Annotated in this window: 15 protein-coding genes and 1 pseudogene; all 16 read left to right on the top strand. The window is 62.6% G+C overall.

Features of this window, described 5'->3' with window-relative positions; genetic code table 11:
• The first annotated feature begins 291 nt into the window (after positions 1-291).
• The 16 genes and pseudogenes from ACWW36_RS02415 (at position 292) to ACWW36_RS02340 (ending at position 13,528) form a co-directional block, all read left to right on the top strand.
• Positions 292-2,397, top strand: coding sequence for a LuxR C-terminal-related transcriptional regulator (locus ACWW36_RS02415; protein ID WP_456140021.1), 2,106 nt, complete (start codon positions 292-294; stop codon positions 2,395-2,397).
• 837 nt (positions 2,398-3,234) lie between these two features.
• Positions 3,235-3,576 (top strand): tryptophanase, encoded by a 342-nt coding sequence (locus tag ACWW36_RS02410; protein ID WP_456140020.1) that lies wholly within the window; start codon positions 3,235-3,237, stop codon positions 3,574-3,576.
• A complete protein-coding gene (locus tag ACWW36_RS02405) occupies positions 3,576-4,553 on the top strand; it encodes an NAD(P)/FAD-dependent oxidoreductase (protein WP_456140019.1) in 978 nt (325 codons plus the stop codon). Before ACWW36_RS02410 ends, ACWW36_RS02405 begins: the two co-directional genes overlap by 1 nt.
• The gene (trxA, locus tag ACWW36_RS02400; protein ID WP_456140018.1) at positions 4,550-4,879 is read left to right on the top strand and encodes a thioredoxin; all 330 of its coding nucleotides are present in this window, start codon (positions 4,550-4,552) and stop codon (positions 4,877-4,879) included. The genes ACWW36_RS02405 and trxA overlap by 4 nt, the downstream gene beginning before the upstream one ends.
• Positions 4,880-5,130: 251 nt before the next feature.
• Positions 5,131-5,601 (top strand): DUF5709 domain-containing protein, encoded by a 471-nt coding sequence (locus ACWW36_RS02395; RefSeq protein ID WP_456140017.1) that lies wholly within the window; start codon positions 5,131-5,133, stop codon positions 5,599-5,601.
• Positions 5,602-6,070: 469 nt separating this feature from the next.
• Positions 6,071-6,418 carry a hypothetical protein gene (locus ACWW36_RS02390; protein WP_456140016.1) on the top strand — a complete coding sequence of 116 codons (348 nt, stop codon included), beginning with the start codon at positions 6,071-6,073 and terminating at the stop codon, positions 6,416-6,418.
• Between the two features lie 254 nt (positions 6,419-6,672).
• Positions 6,673-7,095, top strand: coding sequence for a GNAT family N-acetyltransferase (locus tag ACWW36_RS02385; RefSeq protein WP_456140015.1), 423 nt, complete (start codon positions 6,673-6,675; stop codon positions 7,093-7,095).
• Positions 7,096-7,590: 495 nt separating this feature from the next.
• On the top strand, positions 7,591-8,367 hold the full coding sequence (locus ACWW36_RS02380; protein WP_456140014.1) for an SDR family NAD(P)-dependent oxidoreductase: 777 nt from the start codon (positions 7,591-7,593) through the stop codon (positions 8,365-8,367).
• 51 nt (positions 8,368-8,418) lie between these two features.
• Positions 8,419-8,916 (top strand): peptide-methionine (R)-S-oxide reductase MsrB, encoded by a 498-nt coding sequence (gene msrB, locus ACWW36_RS02375; RefSeq protein WP_456140013.1) that lies wholly within the window; start codon positions 8,419-8,421, stop codon positions 8,914-8,916.
• Positions 8,913-9,461 (top strand): peptide-methionine (S)-S-oxide reductase MsrA, encoded by a 549-nt coding sequence (msrA, locus tag ACWW36_RS02370; RefSeq protein ID WP_456140012.1) that lies wholly within the window; start codon positions 8,913-8,915, stop codon positions 9,459-9,461. The genes msrB and msrA overlap by 4 nt, the downstream gene beginning before the upstream one ends.
• Positions 9,462-9,608: 147 nt before the next feature.
• The gene (tal, locus tag ACWW36_RS02365) at positions 9,609-10,754 is read left to right on the top strand and encodes a transaldolase (RefSeq protein ID WP_456140011.1); all 1,146 of its coding nucleotides are present in this window, start codon (positions 9,609-9,611) and stop codon (positions 10,752-10,754) included.
• Positions 10,751-10,978, top strand: a pseudogene (locus ACWW36_RS02360) (cytochrome ubiquinol oxidase subunit I); the annotation flags it as partial. The gene tal and the pseudogene ACWW36_RS02360, both read left to right, overlap by 4 nt.
• Positions 10,979-11,277: 299 nt before the next feature.
• Entirely contained in the window at positions 11,278-11,574 is a 297-nt protein-coding gene (locus ACWW36_RS02355; protein ID WP_456140010.1) for a hypothetical protein, read from the top strand.
• 10 nt (positions 11,575-11,584) lie between these two features.
• Positions 11,585-11,896 carry a hypothetical protein gene (locus ACWW36_RS02350; protein ID WP_456140009.1) on the top strand — a complete coding sequence of 104 codons (312 nt, stop codon included), beginning with the start codon at positions 11,585-11,587 and terminating at the stop codon, positions 11,894-11,896.
• Positions 11,893-12,417, top strand: coding sequence for a YetF domain-containing protein (locus tag ACWW36_RS02345; protein WP_456140008.1), 525 nt, complete (start codon positions 11,893-11,895; stop codon positions 12,415-12,417). The genes ACWW36_RS02350 and ACWW36_RS02345 overlap by 4 nt, the downstream gene beginning before the upstream one ends.
• A gap of 511 nt (positions 12,418-12,928) precedes the next feature.
• Positions 12,929-13,528, top strand: a complete 600-nt coding sequence (locus ACWW36_RS02340) for a sulfite oxidase-like oxidoreductase (RefSeq protein ID WP_456140007.1) — start codon at positions 12,929-12,931, stop codon at positions 13,526-13,528.

Here is a 13,528-nt window from a genome sequence, read left to right as displayed (position 1 = left end):
AGAACAAGCCTGCGCGGTGTTGTCGGGAACAACAGGCACGCCGCGAAGCCAGCGCCTACCCGGGACGTGTCAATGCCGACTGTTCCCCCCCAAACGCTCGGTTGGCCTGACTCGCGAAATTCGGAGATGATCGGCTCAAATGGACGTAGCGACAACGGCGTCGCGGAAGGCGCGGAGCGAGCAGTTCTGCTCGCCACCAAACTGCATGTTCCAGCCATCGGAGGCCAGGTCGTTCACCGGGCCGCACTGCTAGACGCCCTGTCAGCGGGACGATGCCGCAAGCTGACGCTGATGAGCGCTCCCGCGGGCTGGGGCAAGACGACATTACTGGCGCAATGGGCTTTGGGTGCAGGCGAGGACCAGCGGTTCGGCTGGGTGTCGCTTGATGCTTCCGACAACGACCCGGTGTGGTTTTGGATGTACGTGGTCGCCGCGCTGCAGAATGTCGTTCCCGGGCTGGGGGCTCGTGCGGTCGAACTCCTGACCATGGGTGCTGACCCGGTGCAGGTCGTTCTGCCCACTCTGCTGAATGATCTGGACACGATCGCTAGCCCGACGGTGCTCATTCTCGATGACTATCACCTGGTGGTGAATCGAGCGGTTCATGAGCAGATGGCATTCGTTATCAGCCGGATGCCGGTTAATCTCCACTTGGTATTGGCTACCCGATCGGATCCGACGTTGCCGCTGGCTCGGCTGAGGGCCAGTGGCGATCTTGTCGAGATGCGAAGCGACGATTTACGTTTCGGGGCTATTGAGGCGGACCATCTGCTTAACGATGTGCTCGGGCTCGACTTGGCTTACGAAGATATTCAACTACTGCACCGACGCACCGAAGGATGGGCTGCAGGCCTCTACCTCGCCGCCCTCTCGTTGGCCGGGCGTCGTGATGCGGCCACATTCATCAGGACCTTCGCAGGCGATAACCGTCACATCGTCGACTATCTGATGACCGAGGTCCTCGACAGTCAGCCAGGGCAAATGCGCAGTTTCCTGCTGCGCACATCGGTGCTGGGACGCCTCAGCGGCGAGCTGTGCGACGCGATGCTTCAAACGTCGGACTCGGCCCAGGTCTTGGAGAGGATCGAGCGCGAAAACCTGTTTGTGGTGCCACTGGACATGTCACGCCGTTGGTATCGGTATCACCACCTTTTCGGGGAGTTGCTGCGCGCCGAGCTGAACCGCAGCGAGCCCGATCTTGTTGCGGCTCTGCACCGCCGAGCCGCTGCCTGGTTTGAGGCCGAGGGCCTTGTCGATGAGGCGGTGCGCCACCTGGCCGCTGCCGGTGACTTCGCGGAGAGTGCTGATCTCATCGCCGCTGACTGGGTCAACGAATTCAAAGGCGGTGGCCTGTCGACCGTCTCCGCTTGGCTCGATCTCCTTCCCGACGAGTTTGTCCGACAGGATCCGCGGTTGAGCGCGGCGCGGGCGTGGATCGCGTTGCAAGTTGGCCAGTTCGATGACGCGGAGGTGTGGATCGAGGCGATCGAAGCCGCGACTGACACCGTCGATCACAGCAGCCTCGATGCTGAACTTGTCGCCCTGCGCGAGGTCCACGCGTTCAAGACGGGTGACGTCGCCGCGGCGCTCGAGGGGGGTCGCCGTGCGATGGCCCTCGACTTCGACAACGCACTGCAGGCGCGGTCGGTCGCCTGCTGCACCTATGGATCCGCGCTGTACTTCTCGCGCAGCACCGACGAGGCCCAAGCCATTTTCCGGCGGGCGGCGCACCTGGCCGAGAAGATAGGCGACCGGCGCCGCCGTATTTATGCGCTGGGTTATCTAGCATTGATCGCGGCCGAATCTGGCCAGCTCGCGGATGCCGAGCACCAAATTCGCCGCGCAACGGGCGTCGGTTCAGACCCTGCGGATGCCGAACACTTTGTCAATGCGATCGTTTCGCTAGCGGCGGCCATCGTCCTTGATGTGCGCGGCGACATGGCTTCGGCCGCGGACGCCGCTCACCTCGCGGTCGGGTTGACCCGTAAGGGTGCAGGAATCCTCGAAGTTGCCAAGGCACTGGTGGTCAGAGCCAAGATCCTCGAGCGACTCGGCGATCACGAGACGGCGGCCGCGAGCTGGAACGAAGCCGACGCGTTGCTTCGAGGTTCTGCGGGCGCTGATATAACGCAAACCGTGCTCACCGCGGCCCAGCCCAGCAACCGCGTCGCGGTAAGTCCCCGCAACCAGGTGGGCATGGTCGCCGAAGAGCTCACCGCCAAAGAACACGAGATCCTTCGATTGCTGGCCACCCGATTGTCGCGCCGTGAGATCGGCCAGCGGCTCTATATCTCACTGAACACCGTGAAGACCCACCAACGCGCCCTGTACCGCAAACTCTGCGTCGAGGACCGCGCCGCGGCGGTCGCCCGCGCCCGCGAGCTCGGCCTGCTCTGACCCACCCAGCGACACCCTCGCCCGATCCCACATCGTCGTGGGGGCGAACAATCCCACAGCAATCACCCGGGTGAACAGGCGGTAAGGGTGATGACCATTCACCCCGCCCGGTGGGAACCTCAAGAGGAGCAGCCTTCGGCCGAGGGCAAAGCAATGAAAAGCAATGGCCCCCAGCGGCATTGACGAAATCCGGGAAGGAATCAGAGCATGCGTTCATACGCCAAAACCGGATGCCCCGCACCGGATCGCATATCAAACAGAACTCCGCTGATGAGTCCCGCGGCCGCTGCTCGCGCAGTGGTCTGTCACGGTGACCTCACGCCACAATGCCAGCTGGGGTTCCTCGACAACGGATCCCGGTGCGCCCTGCCGGCGGTGGCGTATGTGGAATTTCACATGGTCGGCCACTGTCAACGCTTCGACTGCGACGCGCACGGTAACGCGTGCGGTTACGTGTGCGCTGATCATCTAGACGCGCTGGAATACACCGCGCAATGCACGGCGGCGGAGATGCAGCCCACGGCCCTGCGGCGAGTATTCAGTCGTGTCGCTCGTTGCCCGACCTGTGGCAGAACGCTTCTGAGCGCATCCGACATCCTGCAAGTCGTGGTGGCAATCTAATGCCAAATACATGGGCAACCCGCATTGACTCTTGGTGTCGTCGCTGCGGTTTACGCCGCGAGACCATCAGGCCCGCGGTCTCTCACAACGTCCGTCAATCACACGGCGCGGTCTGAGATGACCGCTACATTGGCGCCATCCGCGAAGGTGAGATCGGTTGGGTCGTCATCGCCGGCGCCGACTACCGTTGGCTTGTCGGTCATCTCAGATGCGGACATGGCGTGGATGCTCGCTGATGCAGCCAATGTGTGTCTCACCGGTTATGAACGCACCATGATATTTGTCGAATTGGGCTGCGGGGAAAACCATCTCGCGATCGAGCGGATCCTCAACGCGGTGCTGTCAACCCGAATGACCTTACCGGTAGCGATATTCGATAGGCTGGCCCGCTGGCTAGACGGATACGCCGGCAGCCCAGAAGAGCCGCAACTGCGCACAATGCTTGCTCAAGTTCGGGCGCAGCGGTTCGAGCCGATTCAGTTATGCACGCAACAGGCGCCGTGTGGCGATTTGCGGCGCACCGCCGCGCCTGCGAGCGACGTTAGCGTCACGCGTTGATGCAGGGCGTAGGCCGAGTTCGTGATGTCGTCATCGTTGGGTCGGGCGCCGCGGGCCGCACCGCGGCGATCTATGCCGCACGAGCCGGACTCGACACCCTGGTCGTCGAGGGCCGTGTGCGCGGCGGTGCCCTGATGGCTGCGGGGCAGATGGACAATTACCCCGGCTTTTCTCAGCCCGTGGATGGACCCGACCTCGCTCGCGCGATGCGCGCACAAGCACACCGTTTCGGTGCCGAGTTCCACACCGGCGCCGTCGATGGGTTCGATCTAGAAGGTGAGGTCAAGTCGGTCGCCATCAACGACGACCTGCATCACGCTTCCGCGATGATCCTCGCGATGGGCGCAGTCAACCGGCCCCTCAACGTGCCCGGGGAGTGGGAGCTGCGGGGCAATGGTGTCAGCGCCAGTGCCAAACGCGACGGTGACCAGTTCGCCGGCCGCGAGGTCGCCGTCGTCGGCGGCGGCGATGCCGCCACTGAAGAGGCGTTGTTTCTTGCGCCGCTGGCCCGCCGCGTGACTGTCATCCACCATCGGCCCAGACTGCGCGCATCAACCGGCGCGGTTGCCCGGCTGCGCGGTCAGCCCAATGTCGTTGTCCTGGACTCGACCGAAGTGCTGGCAGTGAAAGGCCGACACCAAGTCACCGGGCTGCGTGTACGCGCCGCGCACACCGCCGACCAGTACGACATCGACGTAGCCGCGGTGTTCGTGGCCGTCGGTCAGACTCCTCGCTCTGATCTGCTGGCGGGACTGGTTGACCTCGATGCCCGCGGCTATGTCCTGACCCGCGACGGCACCCATACGTACGTAGATGGGGTTTTCGCCGCCGGCGACCTTATCGACCACCGGTACCGCCAAGCGGTCACCGCCGCCGCCAGCGGCTGCCAAGCCGCCCTCGACGCGCAGCGCTGGCTCACCCAATCGCGCGCTGCCACAACGAATGTCGTCATCAGGAAGGACCATCCCCCAAAATGACCCAGCCCCATGTGATCACTGTCACCGATGCCTCATTCATGGCCGACGTCCTCGAGAGCGCCACACCCGTATTGGTGGACTTCTGGGCGCAGTGGTGTGGCCCATGCCGCGCCGTGGCGCCGGTGCTTGAACAAATCGCCGCCGAAAACGTCGAGCGCCTCACCGTGGCCAAGCTCGACGTTGACACCAACCCCCTGGCCGTTGAGCAGTACCAGGTGGTGTCCATCCCTACCATGATCATGTTCAAGGGCGGCCAAGCGGTCGCCTGTATTGTGGGCGCCCACGGAAAATCCGCTCTCCTCAGTGAATTCAGCGACTATCTCTGAAACACTTTCGCAGAGCATTCGCGCCACACTCACCACAAGTCTCGATTCGCGTCGGAGTATCTCTCAAGCGACTTCACAAGAAGGGCGACAGTCCGACGCCGCGCCGACCTCTCACCCGGGTGAATGACGTTGTGGGGCGAAGACAGCTCGCCCCACAACGCGGCATGCTCATTGCCGGGAGCAGGCGCGTCAGTCTCCAATTGTCCGAATGGGGCAGCGGACCGCGCTGTGCGGCGACACCGCGATAGGGAATGGAGAACGCACTGATGGGGAATTCAGAGTTCGATGACGTGGCAGCTCATCTGCTTGAACCAGAAGAAAGCCTGGACTCGGAAGAGACTGGTATCGACCTGGATGAAGGCTATTCACCCCCGGAAAGCCCGCGAGAACTCGGGGAGTGGGGACTGACCGCCAATGAAGCACGGTCCCATGAAAGTCTGGCGCGCCGGCTGGCCCGTGAGGTGCCCGACGTGACCGACCGGTGGGACGGTGACGGGATCGGTGACAGCGCCGACAGCGATGGCGAGCCCATCGACGATCAGGTCGGCGACAGCCGTGCAGGGCGGCTCGTCGCTTTCGGAGTCGATCCCACAGATCCCACTAGCGATTACCGCGCCCACGATGTGGGGATCGACGGCGGTGCTGCGTCGGCTGAGGAAGCGGCGATGCATATCATCGCAGAAGACGACACCATCGCCAGCCAACGATGGAGACTCCGATGAGACATCGCGCTTCTGGGCCTATCGCCAGACAATGATCATCACCAAACGTTCTGAGATTTGCCACTCATCCTGACCCTGCCGACGGTCGGATCTCCAAAGCCGTTGCGACACAATCACCCGGGTGAATCAGCGACGCGGGCGATGACAGCTCCTACCGATTCCAGACAAGGTAGGCCTATGGCAGCATCGGTCGGCCACCTAGCAGACATCGGCTCGTTGCTGGCTTCGCGCGACTCAGAGTTGAGCGCGCGGTTCGTCAACGACGTGTTACCGACAGCGGCGCTGGCGATATGCCGAAAAATCCCGGTCTGCACTGGAGCACCAAACAGATCGCCCTGTTGCAGCGATGGCACGACAAGGGCTCGCCCGTAGCCGCGCGCCCTGCCAAATGTCCGCATGTTCAAGAGTTCGGGCCTTCGATTCAGCCGCCGCCTGGCGGTGTCAAACACAACCAGATAGGAGAGAACAGGTGGGCATCAACACCTTTCGTGAGGTCGTCGATATCCTCGACGCGGCAGTTAATGGTCCAGGAACTGAGGTGGGCCCCCCGCACCACGCCTTCTGGCGCGGTATCACTCGGGATGAGTTCGTCGCTAAGAAGCTGCTCGGGCAACCGATCCTGGTGCTCGGTGACGGAGCGAACTCGAATTTGATCTTGTCTTTGAAAGGTCAGCCGCCGTTCGGCTCCGGTCCTGATGCGAAGTTTCCCCGCATGCCAGTTGGTTTCGACGCAGTGCCAGACGACTCCATACTTTCGATTGAGCATTGGATCAACGACGGCTGCCCCGACGAGTCGGACGCCGTTGAAACTGCATAGCAGGCCGCGGAATTAAGCCTGATCTCACCGATGGACCCGTGCTGATGGATTGAGTGTTTGGTCTTGATTGTGCTTGGTGGCACGCCCGCTTCATCTGTGTGCAGCACCGCCGTTGATCCCTACATCGTGGGCGACTCGGCTGAGGAAGTGGCCATGCATATCAACGTGGAAGACGACACCATCGCCGCCGAAGGATGGAGACTGCTATGACCTCGCCATTTCACGTACGCCGCGTGGCTGAGATACGCGAAATCGTGGCAGGCGACACCGCGCAAGCTGCCGAGGCAATGCTCTTACTCAGGCCTCGCTGGAAGACCACCGACGCCGTTATCGACTTCATTGACACCAAGCTTCGGCCGACCGGCTATCGGCTGGTGGGCGCGTTCGAGCATTCATCGGGTGCCGCGGTATCAATCGTTGGTTTCCGTGAGCTGTGGTCGACTGCATTCGGGCACTACATGTACATCGACGATATGAGCACACTGAAGACAGCACGTGGCAACGGATTTGCCGATGAACTCATTCAGTGGGTAATCGCTGATGCCAAGCGTCGCCAATGCGAAGGAGTCCACCTGGATTCAGGCGTGGGGAGCGATCGCGCAGCTGCACATCGGCTGTACATGCGGAACCGCCTACGGATTTCAGCTCATCACTTCTCGCTCGAAGTCGAGAGATGACGAAATCCCGCGTACTACACCGGTGATGGACAAGCAATGAATGACCACAACCGGTTTCGACGGTATGGCCGCGGGTCGCAGGTTGATCTCGGGCCTCTGCGCTCCAACTGTGGTAACACTAACCGCACCGCACCGTGTCGGCGACACCGACACCGGGCGAATCAGCAGCGTCATTCTGCGGTGCAGCCGCTTTGGCGCCCCTATCATGCGGCGTAATTACGCTGCGCCTGATAAGGATAACGGTTCTCAATCGCGCCGCCAGCGAGATCAGCAACCGCCGTTTGCGGCGGGCTGGGGTCCTCGATATCGCGGTCGCGGCCTCGGTCTGTTCTCACCCGGGTGATTGTCGCTGCGGGGTGAAGACAGCTCACCCGTAGGTGGGCCAGGCTCGACTTCCGACAGACCTGCGCGGCGATGACCGATTGTTTCGGCGCAACAGAGCCAAAAGTTCAGCGCGGGAGAACACGTGAAGAGATCCGGGAAAGGGGCTCACCGATGGGCGCAGAGTTCGACGGTAAGAAGATCGTTGTTGTTGGCGGCAGTGCGGGTATGGGACGCCAAGCCGCGCTTGACGTCATCGAGCGCGGTGGCAGCGCGGTGATCATTGGACGCTCGCAAGGTCGTGTCGATGACACCGTGGCCGAGCTGACCAACCAGGGGGGTAAAGCCTGGGGGATCGCCGCCGAGCTCACCGACCGATCCGCGGTTGCCGATGTCCAGGGTGCCTTATCTGAGCACCACGGCGACGTAACGCTGATGGTCAACGCGGCTGGCTTCTTCATTCCAAAACCGTTCCTGGACTACGACGCCCAGTCCTACGATTCGTATCTCGATCTGAATTACGCGTTGTTCTTTCTGACCCAGACCGTGGTCGCGGGCATGATCGCCAACGGCGCGGGTGGCTCGATAGTCAATATCGGCAGCATGTGGGCGCATCAGGCCATCGGCCTGACGCCGTCGTCGGTCTACTCCATGCAGAAGGCAGGGCTACACGCCCTCACCCACAATCTCGCCATCGAGCTGGCCGGCCATCAGATCCGCGTCAACGCCGTCGCACCGGCGGTGGTGAAAACACCTCTCTACGAAGGGTTCATCCCCAAGAACGAGATCGACGCCACGCTAGCGACGTTCGCGCCACTTCATCCCCTGGGCCGCGTCGGCACCCCGGCCGACGTGGCCAACGCCATCACCTTTCTGCTCTCCGAACAAGCAAGCTGGATCACGGGCGCGATTCTCAACGTCGATGGCGGCATCATGGCCGGCCGCAACTAGCCCACCCGCATACCCACGGGAACAAACCCACATTCACCACGAGGAGCACCTGTGACGCACGACTACCATAAGAATCCGGCGGCGATTGACGCGTTGCGCCCCGAGCAGTACTTCGTCACCCAGCAGAGTGGCACCGAGCGACCCTTCACCGGCGAATACCTCGACAACCACGAGCCGGGCATCTATGTCGACGTAGTGTCTGGTGAGCCGCTGTTCGCGTCGCTCGACAAGTTCGACAGCGGCACCGGCTGGCCGAGCTTCACCAAGCCGCTCGGCGGCGACAACGTCGTCGAAAAGTCCGACCACAGCGGCTTCATGGTGCGCACCGAAGTGCGCTCGCGCCACGGCGATAGCCACCTCGGACATGTTTTCACCGACGGGCCCCGTTCTGAAGGCGGCCTGCGCTACTGCATCAATTCCGCTGCGCTGCGTTTCATCCACCGCGACGATCTGGAGGCTGAGGGTTATGGCGATTACCTGAGCCTCTTCGAATCCGCGAAAAGCTCAGCGCAGCAAGCTGACTCCGAGATCACGGACCAGCAACGATGACCGCCACCACCGCAATCCTGGCAGGCGGATGTTTCTGGGGGGTCCAAGACCTCATCCGCGCGCGGCCCGGCGTGATATCGACTCGCGTCGGTTATACCGGCGGTGACAACGAGCATCCCACCTACCGCAACCACCCCGGACACGCCGAGGCGGTCGAGATCACCTACGACCCTGCAGTCACCGACTATCGGAGCCTGTTGGAGTTCTTTTTCCAGATCCATGACCCGACAACAAAGAACCGCCAGGGCAACGACTTCGGCAGCAGCTACCGTTCGGCGATCTTCTATCTGGACGACGATCAGAAGCGCATCGCGTTGGACACCATCGCCGATGTGGACGCATCGAGGCTGTGGCCAGCCGCGGTGGTCACCGAAGTGACGCCGGCCGGTGAGTTCTGGGAAGCCGAACCAGAACACCAGGACTACCTGCAGCGTAACCCCGGCGGCTACACCTGCCACTACGTGCGGCCGAAATGGAAACTGGCTTCCCGCAGCGGATCTGGTGGCGCGGAGCACAGCACGGTTGAGTCGAGCCGCCATGAATGAGAGCCACCGTGCGCGGCGTCACTGCATGTCTGCGCGCGATCGGCAGATGCTGGCCGCCGCATACTTGCCGGTCATCGCTTTCGCCGCCGTGCTGATGGCCCCGCGAATCTCGTCGACGCTCCGGTACCAGCCGCAGGCAGCTCTCCGATGACGCAAGACCTCGTTCTGAGCGCGCTATCAGCGGCGGGGGTATCGGTCTGGTTGGACGACCTGTCCCGCGACCGCCTGACATCGGGCAACTTGCAGCAGCTGATCGACACCAGGAGCGTCGTGGGCGTCACCACCAACCCGTCGATCTTTCAACACGCGATCGCACACAGCGATGCCTACACGCGGCAGCTCACCCAATTGGCCGAACGCGGTGCCGACGCCGATTCGGCGATACGCACCGTCATCACCGACGACGTGCGGGCGGCCTGCGACGTCCTGCGCCCGCAGTGGGAAGCCTCCCGCGGCGTGGATGGGCGCGTATCGATCGAGGTCGACCCGCGGCTGGCCAACGACACCGCGGCGACGGTCAGCCAAGCCGCCGAGCTCTGGAAGATCGTCGACCGGCCCAACCTCTTCATCAAGATTCCCGCCACGACGGCCGGGATGCCGGCGATCACCGCCACAGTGGCCGAAGGCATTTCAGTCAACGTGACACTCATCTTCTCCGTCGAGCGTCACCGCCAGGTGATGGATGCCTATCTCGCCGGGCTGGAAGCCGCCCAACACGCCGGGCGGGACCTCACCGGAATCCATTCGGTGGCTTCGCTGTTCGTCTCCCGGGTCGATACCGAAATCGATCAGCGTCTGGAAGCGATCGGCACCGATGCCGCCATCGCGCTGCGCGGACAGGCGGCAATCGCCAATGCTCGCCTGGCCTATGCGGCTTACCAGGACGTGTTCGAAGCCGGAACACGTTATGCCGCACTCAGCTACGCCGACGCCAATGTACAGCGGCCGCTGTGGGCCTCCACCGGTGTGAAAAACCCCGCGTATCCCGACACCATGTACATCACCGAGCTGATCGCACCTCACACCGTGAGCACCATCCCCGAACACACCCTGGAGGCGCTCGCTGACCACGGCGTCGTTGTCGGCGACTCCATCACCGGCACGGCCAACCACGCGCAATCGGTGCTCGACCGCATCACCGCGGTCGGCGTCGACCTCGCCGATGTCTTCGAGGTGCTCGAAAACGACGGCGTCGCCAAGTTCGCAGCCTCCTGGCGCGAACTGCTCGACGCCTACCCCAGATCAGCGGGGATCGCCGAAAATGCCCAGGGCAGGGGAGAACCGGACCGTTGACAACCCACGGGCCCTTAATCGGAGAACTGCAGGCTCGGCGTCCCTTTCCGGCTCGGCTGGGTCCAAAGGGCACGCTGCTCTACAAGCTGGTGACGACCACCGATCACAAGGTGATCGGCATGATGTACGTCGTCGCGTGCTTCACCTTCTTGTTCAACGAGCAGTACAACCAACTGTTCACCATGCACGGCACAGTGATACTGGTGTTCTACGCCACCCCGATGTCCGAGCTGCCCCGAATCCGTTCGGTGCGAACGGCATTCGAACTCCACTACCCCCACATGGTCGAACGGCCACGCGACGAAGTCCATGTCCGCCGCACCAGTCGCGAGACGCTTCACGACGATGCGGTTGCTGTTGGGGCAACAGCCGAGGAGAGCGCGCCATGACGGATCAGTTCCAATCGATCATGACCGGGACTTCCGGCCACATCGGGAAGTCACGGCGTTCCGCATACGAGCAACCACTGGCGCGACCCGGATTTCGAGCTCGAATGTATCTGGTGCCGGAATCCGGAGGGGTGATGGCTACACGTCTTCTGGAACGCCCCATCGACGAGATCCTGGACATCGGTGAGGACGAGCGTCTTTGCGACTCCAAGACGGTCGACAACACAGTACGTCCCTTCAGGGTGATCGGTCAGTGTTCCAAACCAGCCGAATGGATCTACGTAATGAAGTGCTGCGGGGCTCAGGCACTGGCGTGCGACCCGTGCCATGAGCAACATCTACAGCACGCGATTTACCAGCGATACTGCGCACATTGCTCGCGTCCGTTCAGCACCCTCGCCGACGGCGCGCGTGCCGTGTATCGGGTGTAGGGGCATCACCATGCGACTCGATGAGGTGGTCGGCGTCATCACCGACACCAAACTGATGGACTACCGCCCCGAAGGAGGACTCGGCTCGGCAGTGCTCGAAGTCCTCGCTGGGAAAGACACGCCTCCACTTCAGTTGGCGCACCTGGCAGTTCGCGTCGTGCCAGGCTCGGGAACACCTACTGAACTGCTCGTGGCTGCGGCAATCGACGGGGAGAGTATCGACAGCGGCGCGCGACACCTGCTCGACGGCACCCACAGGCAATCCGACCGCGAAGACGCGTTCACTCCCACGGCGCAGCTCCGATCGGCGGGGCCCGCGTGAACCGGATCGTGCATGTCCTCATCGGTGATCTGCCCACGGTCGGGGACGTGGCGATCAAAACCGTGGCAATATTTTTGACTGCGGCGATCCTGTTCCGTTTCACCGAACGACGCACCCTGGCGGAATTCGCGCCGTTCGACTGGATCGCCGCCGTCGCCGCCGGCGCCATCGTCGGTCGTGCAGCCACCGCCACCGACACCGCGTGGCTGCAGGCGACCACCGCGCTGCTGTGCCTTCTGGCCGCCCACGCAGTCCTCGCGCGACTGCGCCTAATTCCCGCCTTGTGCCGGTTCATCGACCCGCCCCTGATGGTCCTGATCAGCAACGGAGAAGTGAATCGGCGCAACCTGCGCCGCTGCGGCCTGACCGCCGCCGATTTAGAGGCGGTGCTGCGCGAACACGGGCACCCCAACGCCGACAGTGTTCATCTGGCCATCCTCGAAGCCAAAGGGGCCATCTCCGTTCTGGGTGCTGGCATGCCGGTAAAACCTCGAGAAGGTGCTGAGATCTGTGAAGTCTGATTTCCACCCGGCTCTCGTGAACACAGAACGAGCCGAGTTAACCACCTTCACCACTGCTACGACCGAAGCATCAATAGACCTCGCTACCAACGGCTCTCGCCCACGCCGCTGGCAATGAGTCAGTTATCAAGCCGAATCGATTGGAGATGTCATGATGGGAAACTCGAATGCTGTACGCCTGGAACGTGTCGCGGGGGGTGTGGCGGTTCTGGTTGGGTTGGTGGCGTCGATCGCCAGTTGTAGCGGTGATGCCTCGAACGCGCCGTCGACCACCCAACCGCCACCGACGACAACTACGCAGTCCCCGACCGCGGGCGCACCCCCACCCGCGCCGACCGAAAAGAGCATCAACCCCACCGAGAGCGTAAATCCCACCGGAGGAAACCTGTTCACGCCGACGGTCCACGCATCACCGGCACCGACGGCCATCCCCGGAAACCGAGAAAATACCGGATAGGGCACGAGAACGAGCCGAGATTGATTGATGGCTCGTCACCACGAAGGAGCACCAATGACTATCGTCAACAAAGGCTTTCGCGGGCGCCGCGCTGAGTCTGCCCGCCAATTGCCGCCCGGTCAGCATCTGACCGCGGACTTCCCTGTCCTGCAGGCAGGACCGACTCCGCGCATCGATCTCGATGACTGGCGGTTCACCGTCCGCGACGAGCGTGGCGTCGAACACGGCTGGACGTGGACCGAGCTGAAGCTATTGCCCAGCGAGCGGCTCACTGTCGACATTCACTGCGTTACGACGTGGTCCAAACTCGATACCGAATGGGAAGGCGTATCGCTGGACACGCTTTTCGAATCGGTCGACACCGCTGCCGAATTCGCATTGGTCGGTTCCCATGGTGGCTACACCACCAACATCCCGGTGGCCGATCTTCTCGGTGGAAAGGCTTGGATCGTCTACGGCTACCAGGGTGAACCACTGCCCGCAGTCCATGGTGGCCCGGCGCGACTGCTGGTGCCGCACTTGTATTTTTGGAAGTCCGCGAAGTGGGTGCGATCCATTGAGTTGCGCGATAGCGACATACCCGGATTCTGGGAGGGTTTGGGCTATCACAGCTACGGTGACCCGTGGCGAGAACAACGCTACGCCGGGGATTGA

The sequence above is a fragment of the Mycobacterium sp. MMS18-G62 genome, assembly GCF_053877835.1.
This window is presented reverse-complemented; position numbering and strand designations above follow the sequence as displayed.

Excerpts from the sequence above, each read along its gene's own strand:
- ACWW36_RS02415 (WP_456140021.1), top strand. The coding sequence starts at position 292 with ATGAGCGCTCCCGCGGGCTGGGGCAAGACGACATTACTGGCGCAATGG.
- ACWW36_RS02410 (WP_456140020.1), top strand. The coding sequence starts at position 3,235 with ATGGCGTGGATGCTCGCTGATGCAGCCAATGTGTGTCTCACCGGTTAT.
- ACWW36_RS02405 (WP_456140019.1), top strand. The coding sequence starts at position 3,576 with ATGCAGGGCGTAGGCCGAGTTCGTGATGTCGTCATCGTTGGGTCGGGC.
- trxA (WP_456140018.1), top strand. The coding sequence starts at position 4,550 with ATGACCCAGCCCCATGTGATCACTGTCACCGATGCCTCATTCATGGCC.
- ACWW36_RS02395 (WP_456140017.1), top strand. The coding sequence starts at position 5,131 with ATGGAGAACGCACTGATGGGGAATTCAGAGTTCGATGACGTGGCAGCT.
- ACWW36_RS02380 (WP_456140014.1), top strand. The coding sequence starts at position 7,591 with ATGGGCGCAGAGTTCGACGGTAAGAAGATCGTTGTTGTTGGCGGCAGT.
- msrA (WP_456140012.1), top strand. The coding sequence starts at position 8,913 with ATGACCGCCACCACCGCAATCCTGGCAGGCGGATGTTTCTGGGGGGTC.
- tal (WP_456140011.1), top strand. The coding sequence starts at position 9,609 with ATGACGCAAGACCTCGTTCTGAGCGCGCTATCAGCGGCGGGGGTATCG.
- ACWW36_RS02355 (WP_456140010.1), top strand. The coding sequence starts at position 11,278 with ATGGCTACACGTCTTCTGGAACGCCCCATCGACGAGATCCTGGACATC.
- ACWW36_RS02350 (WP_456140009.1), top strand. The coding sequence starts at position 11,585 with ATGCGACTCGATGAGGTGGTCGGCGTCATCACCGACACCAAACTGATG.
- ACWW36_RS02340 (WP_456140007.1), top strand. The coding sequence starts at position 12,929 with ATGACTATCGTCAACAAAGGCTTTCGCGGGCGCCGCGCTGAGTCTGCC.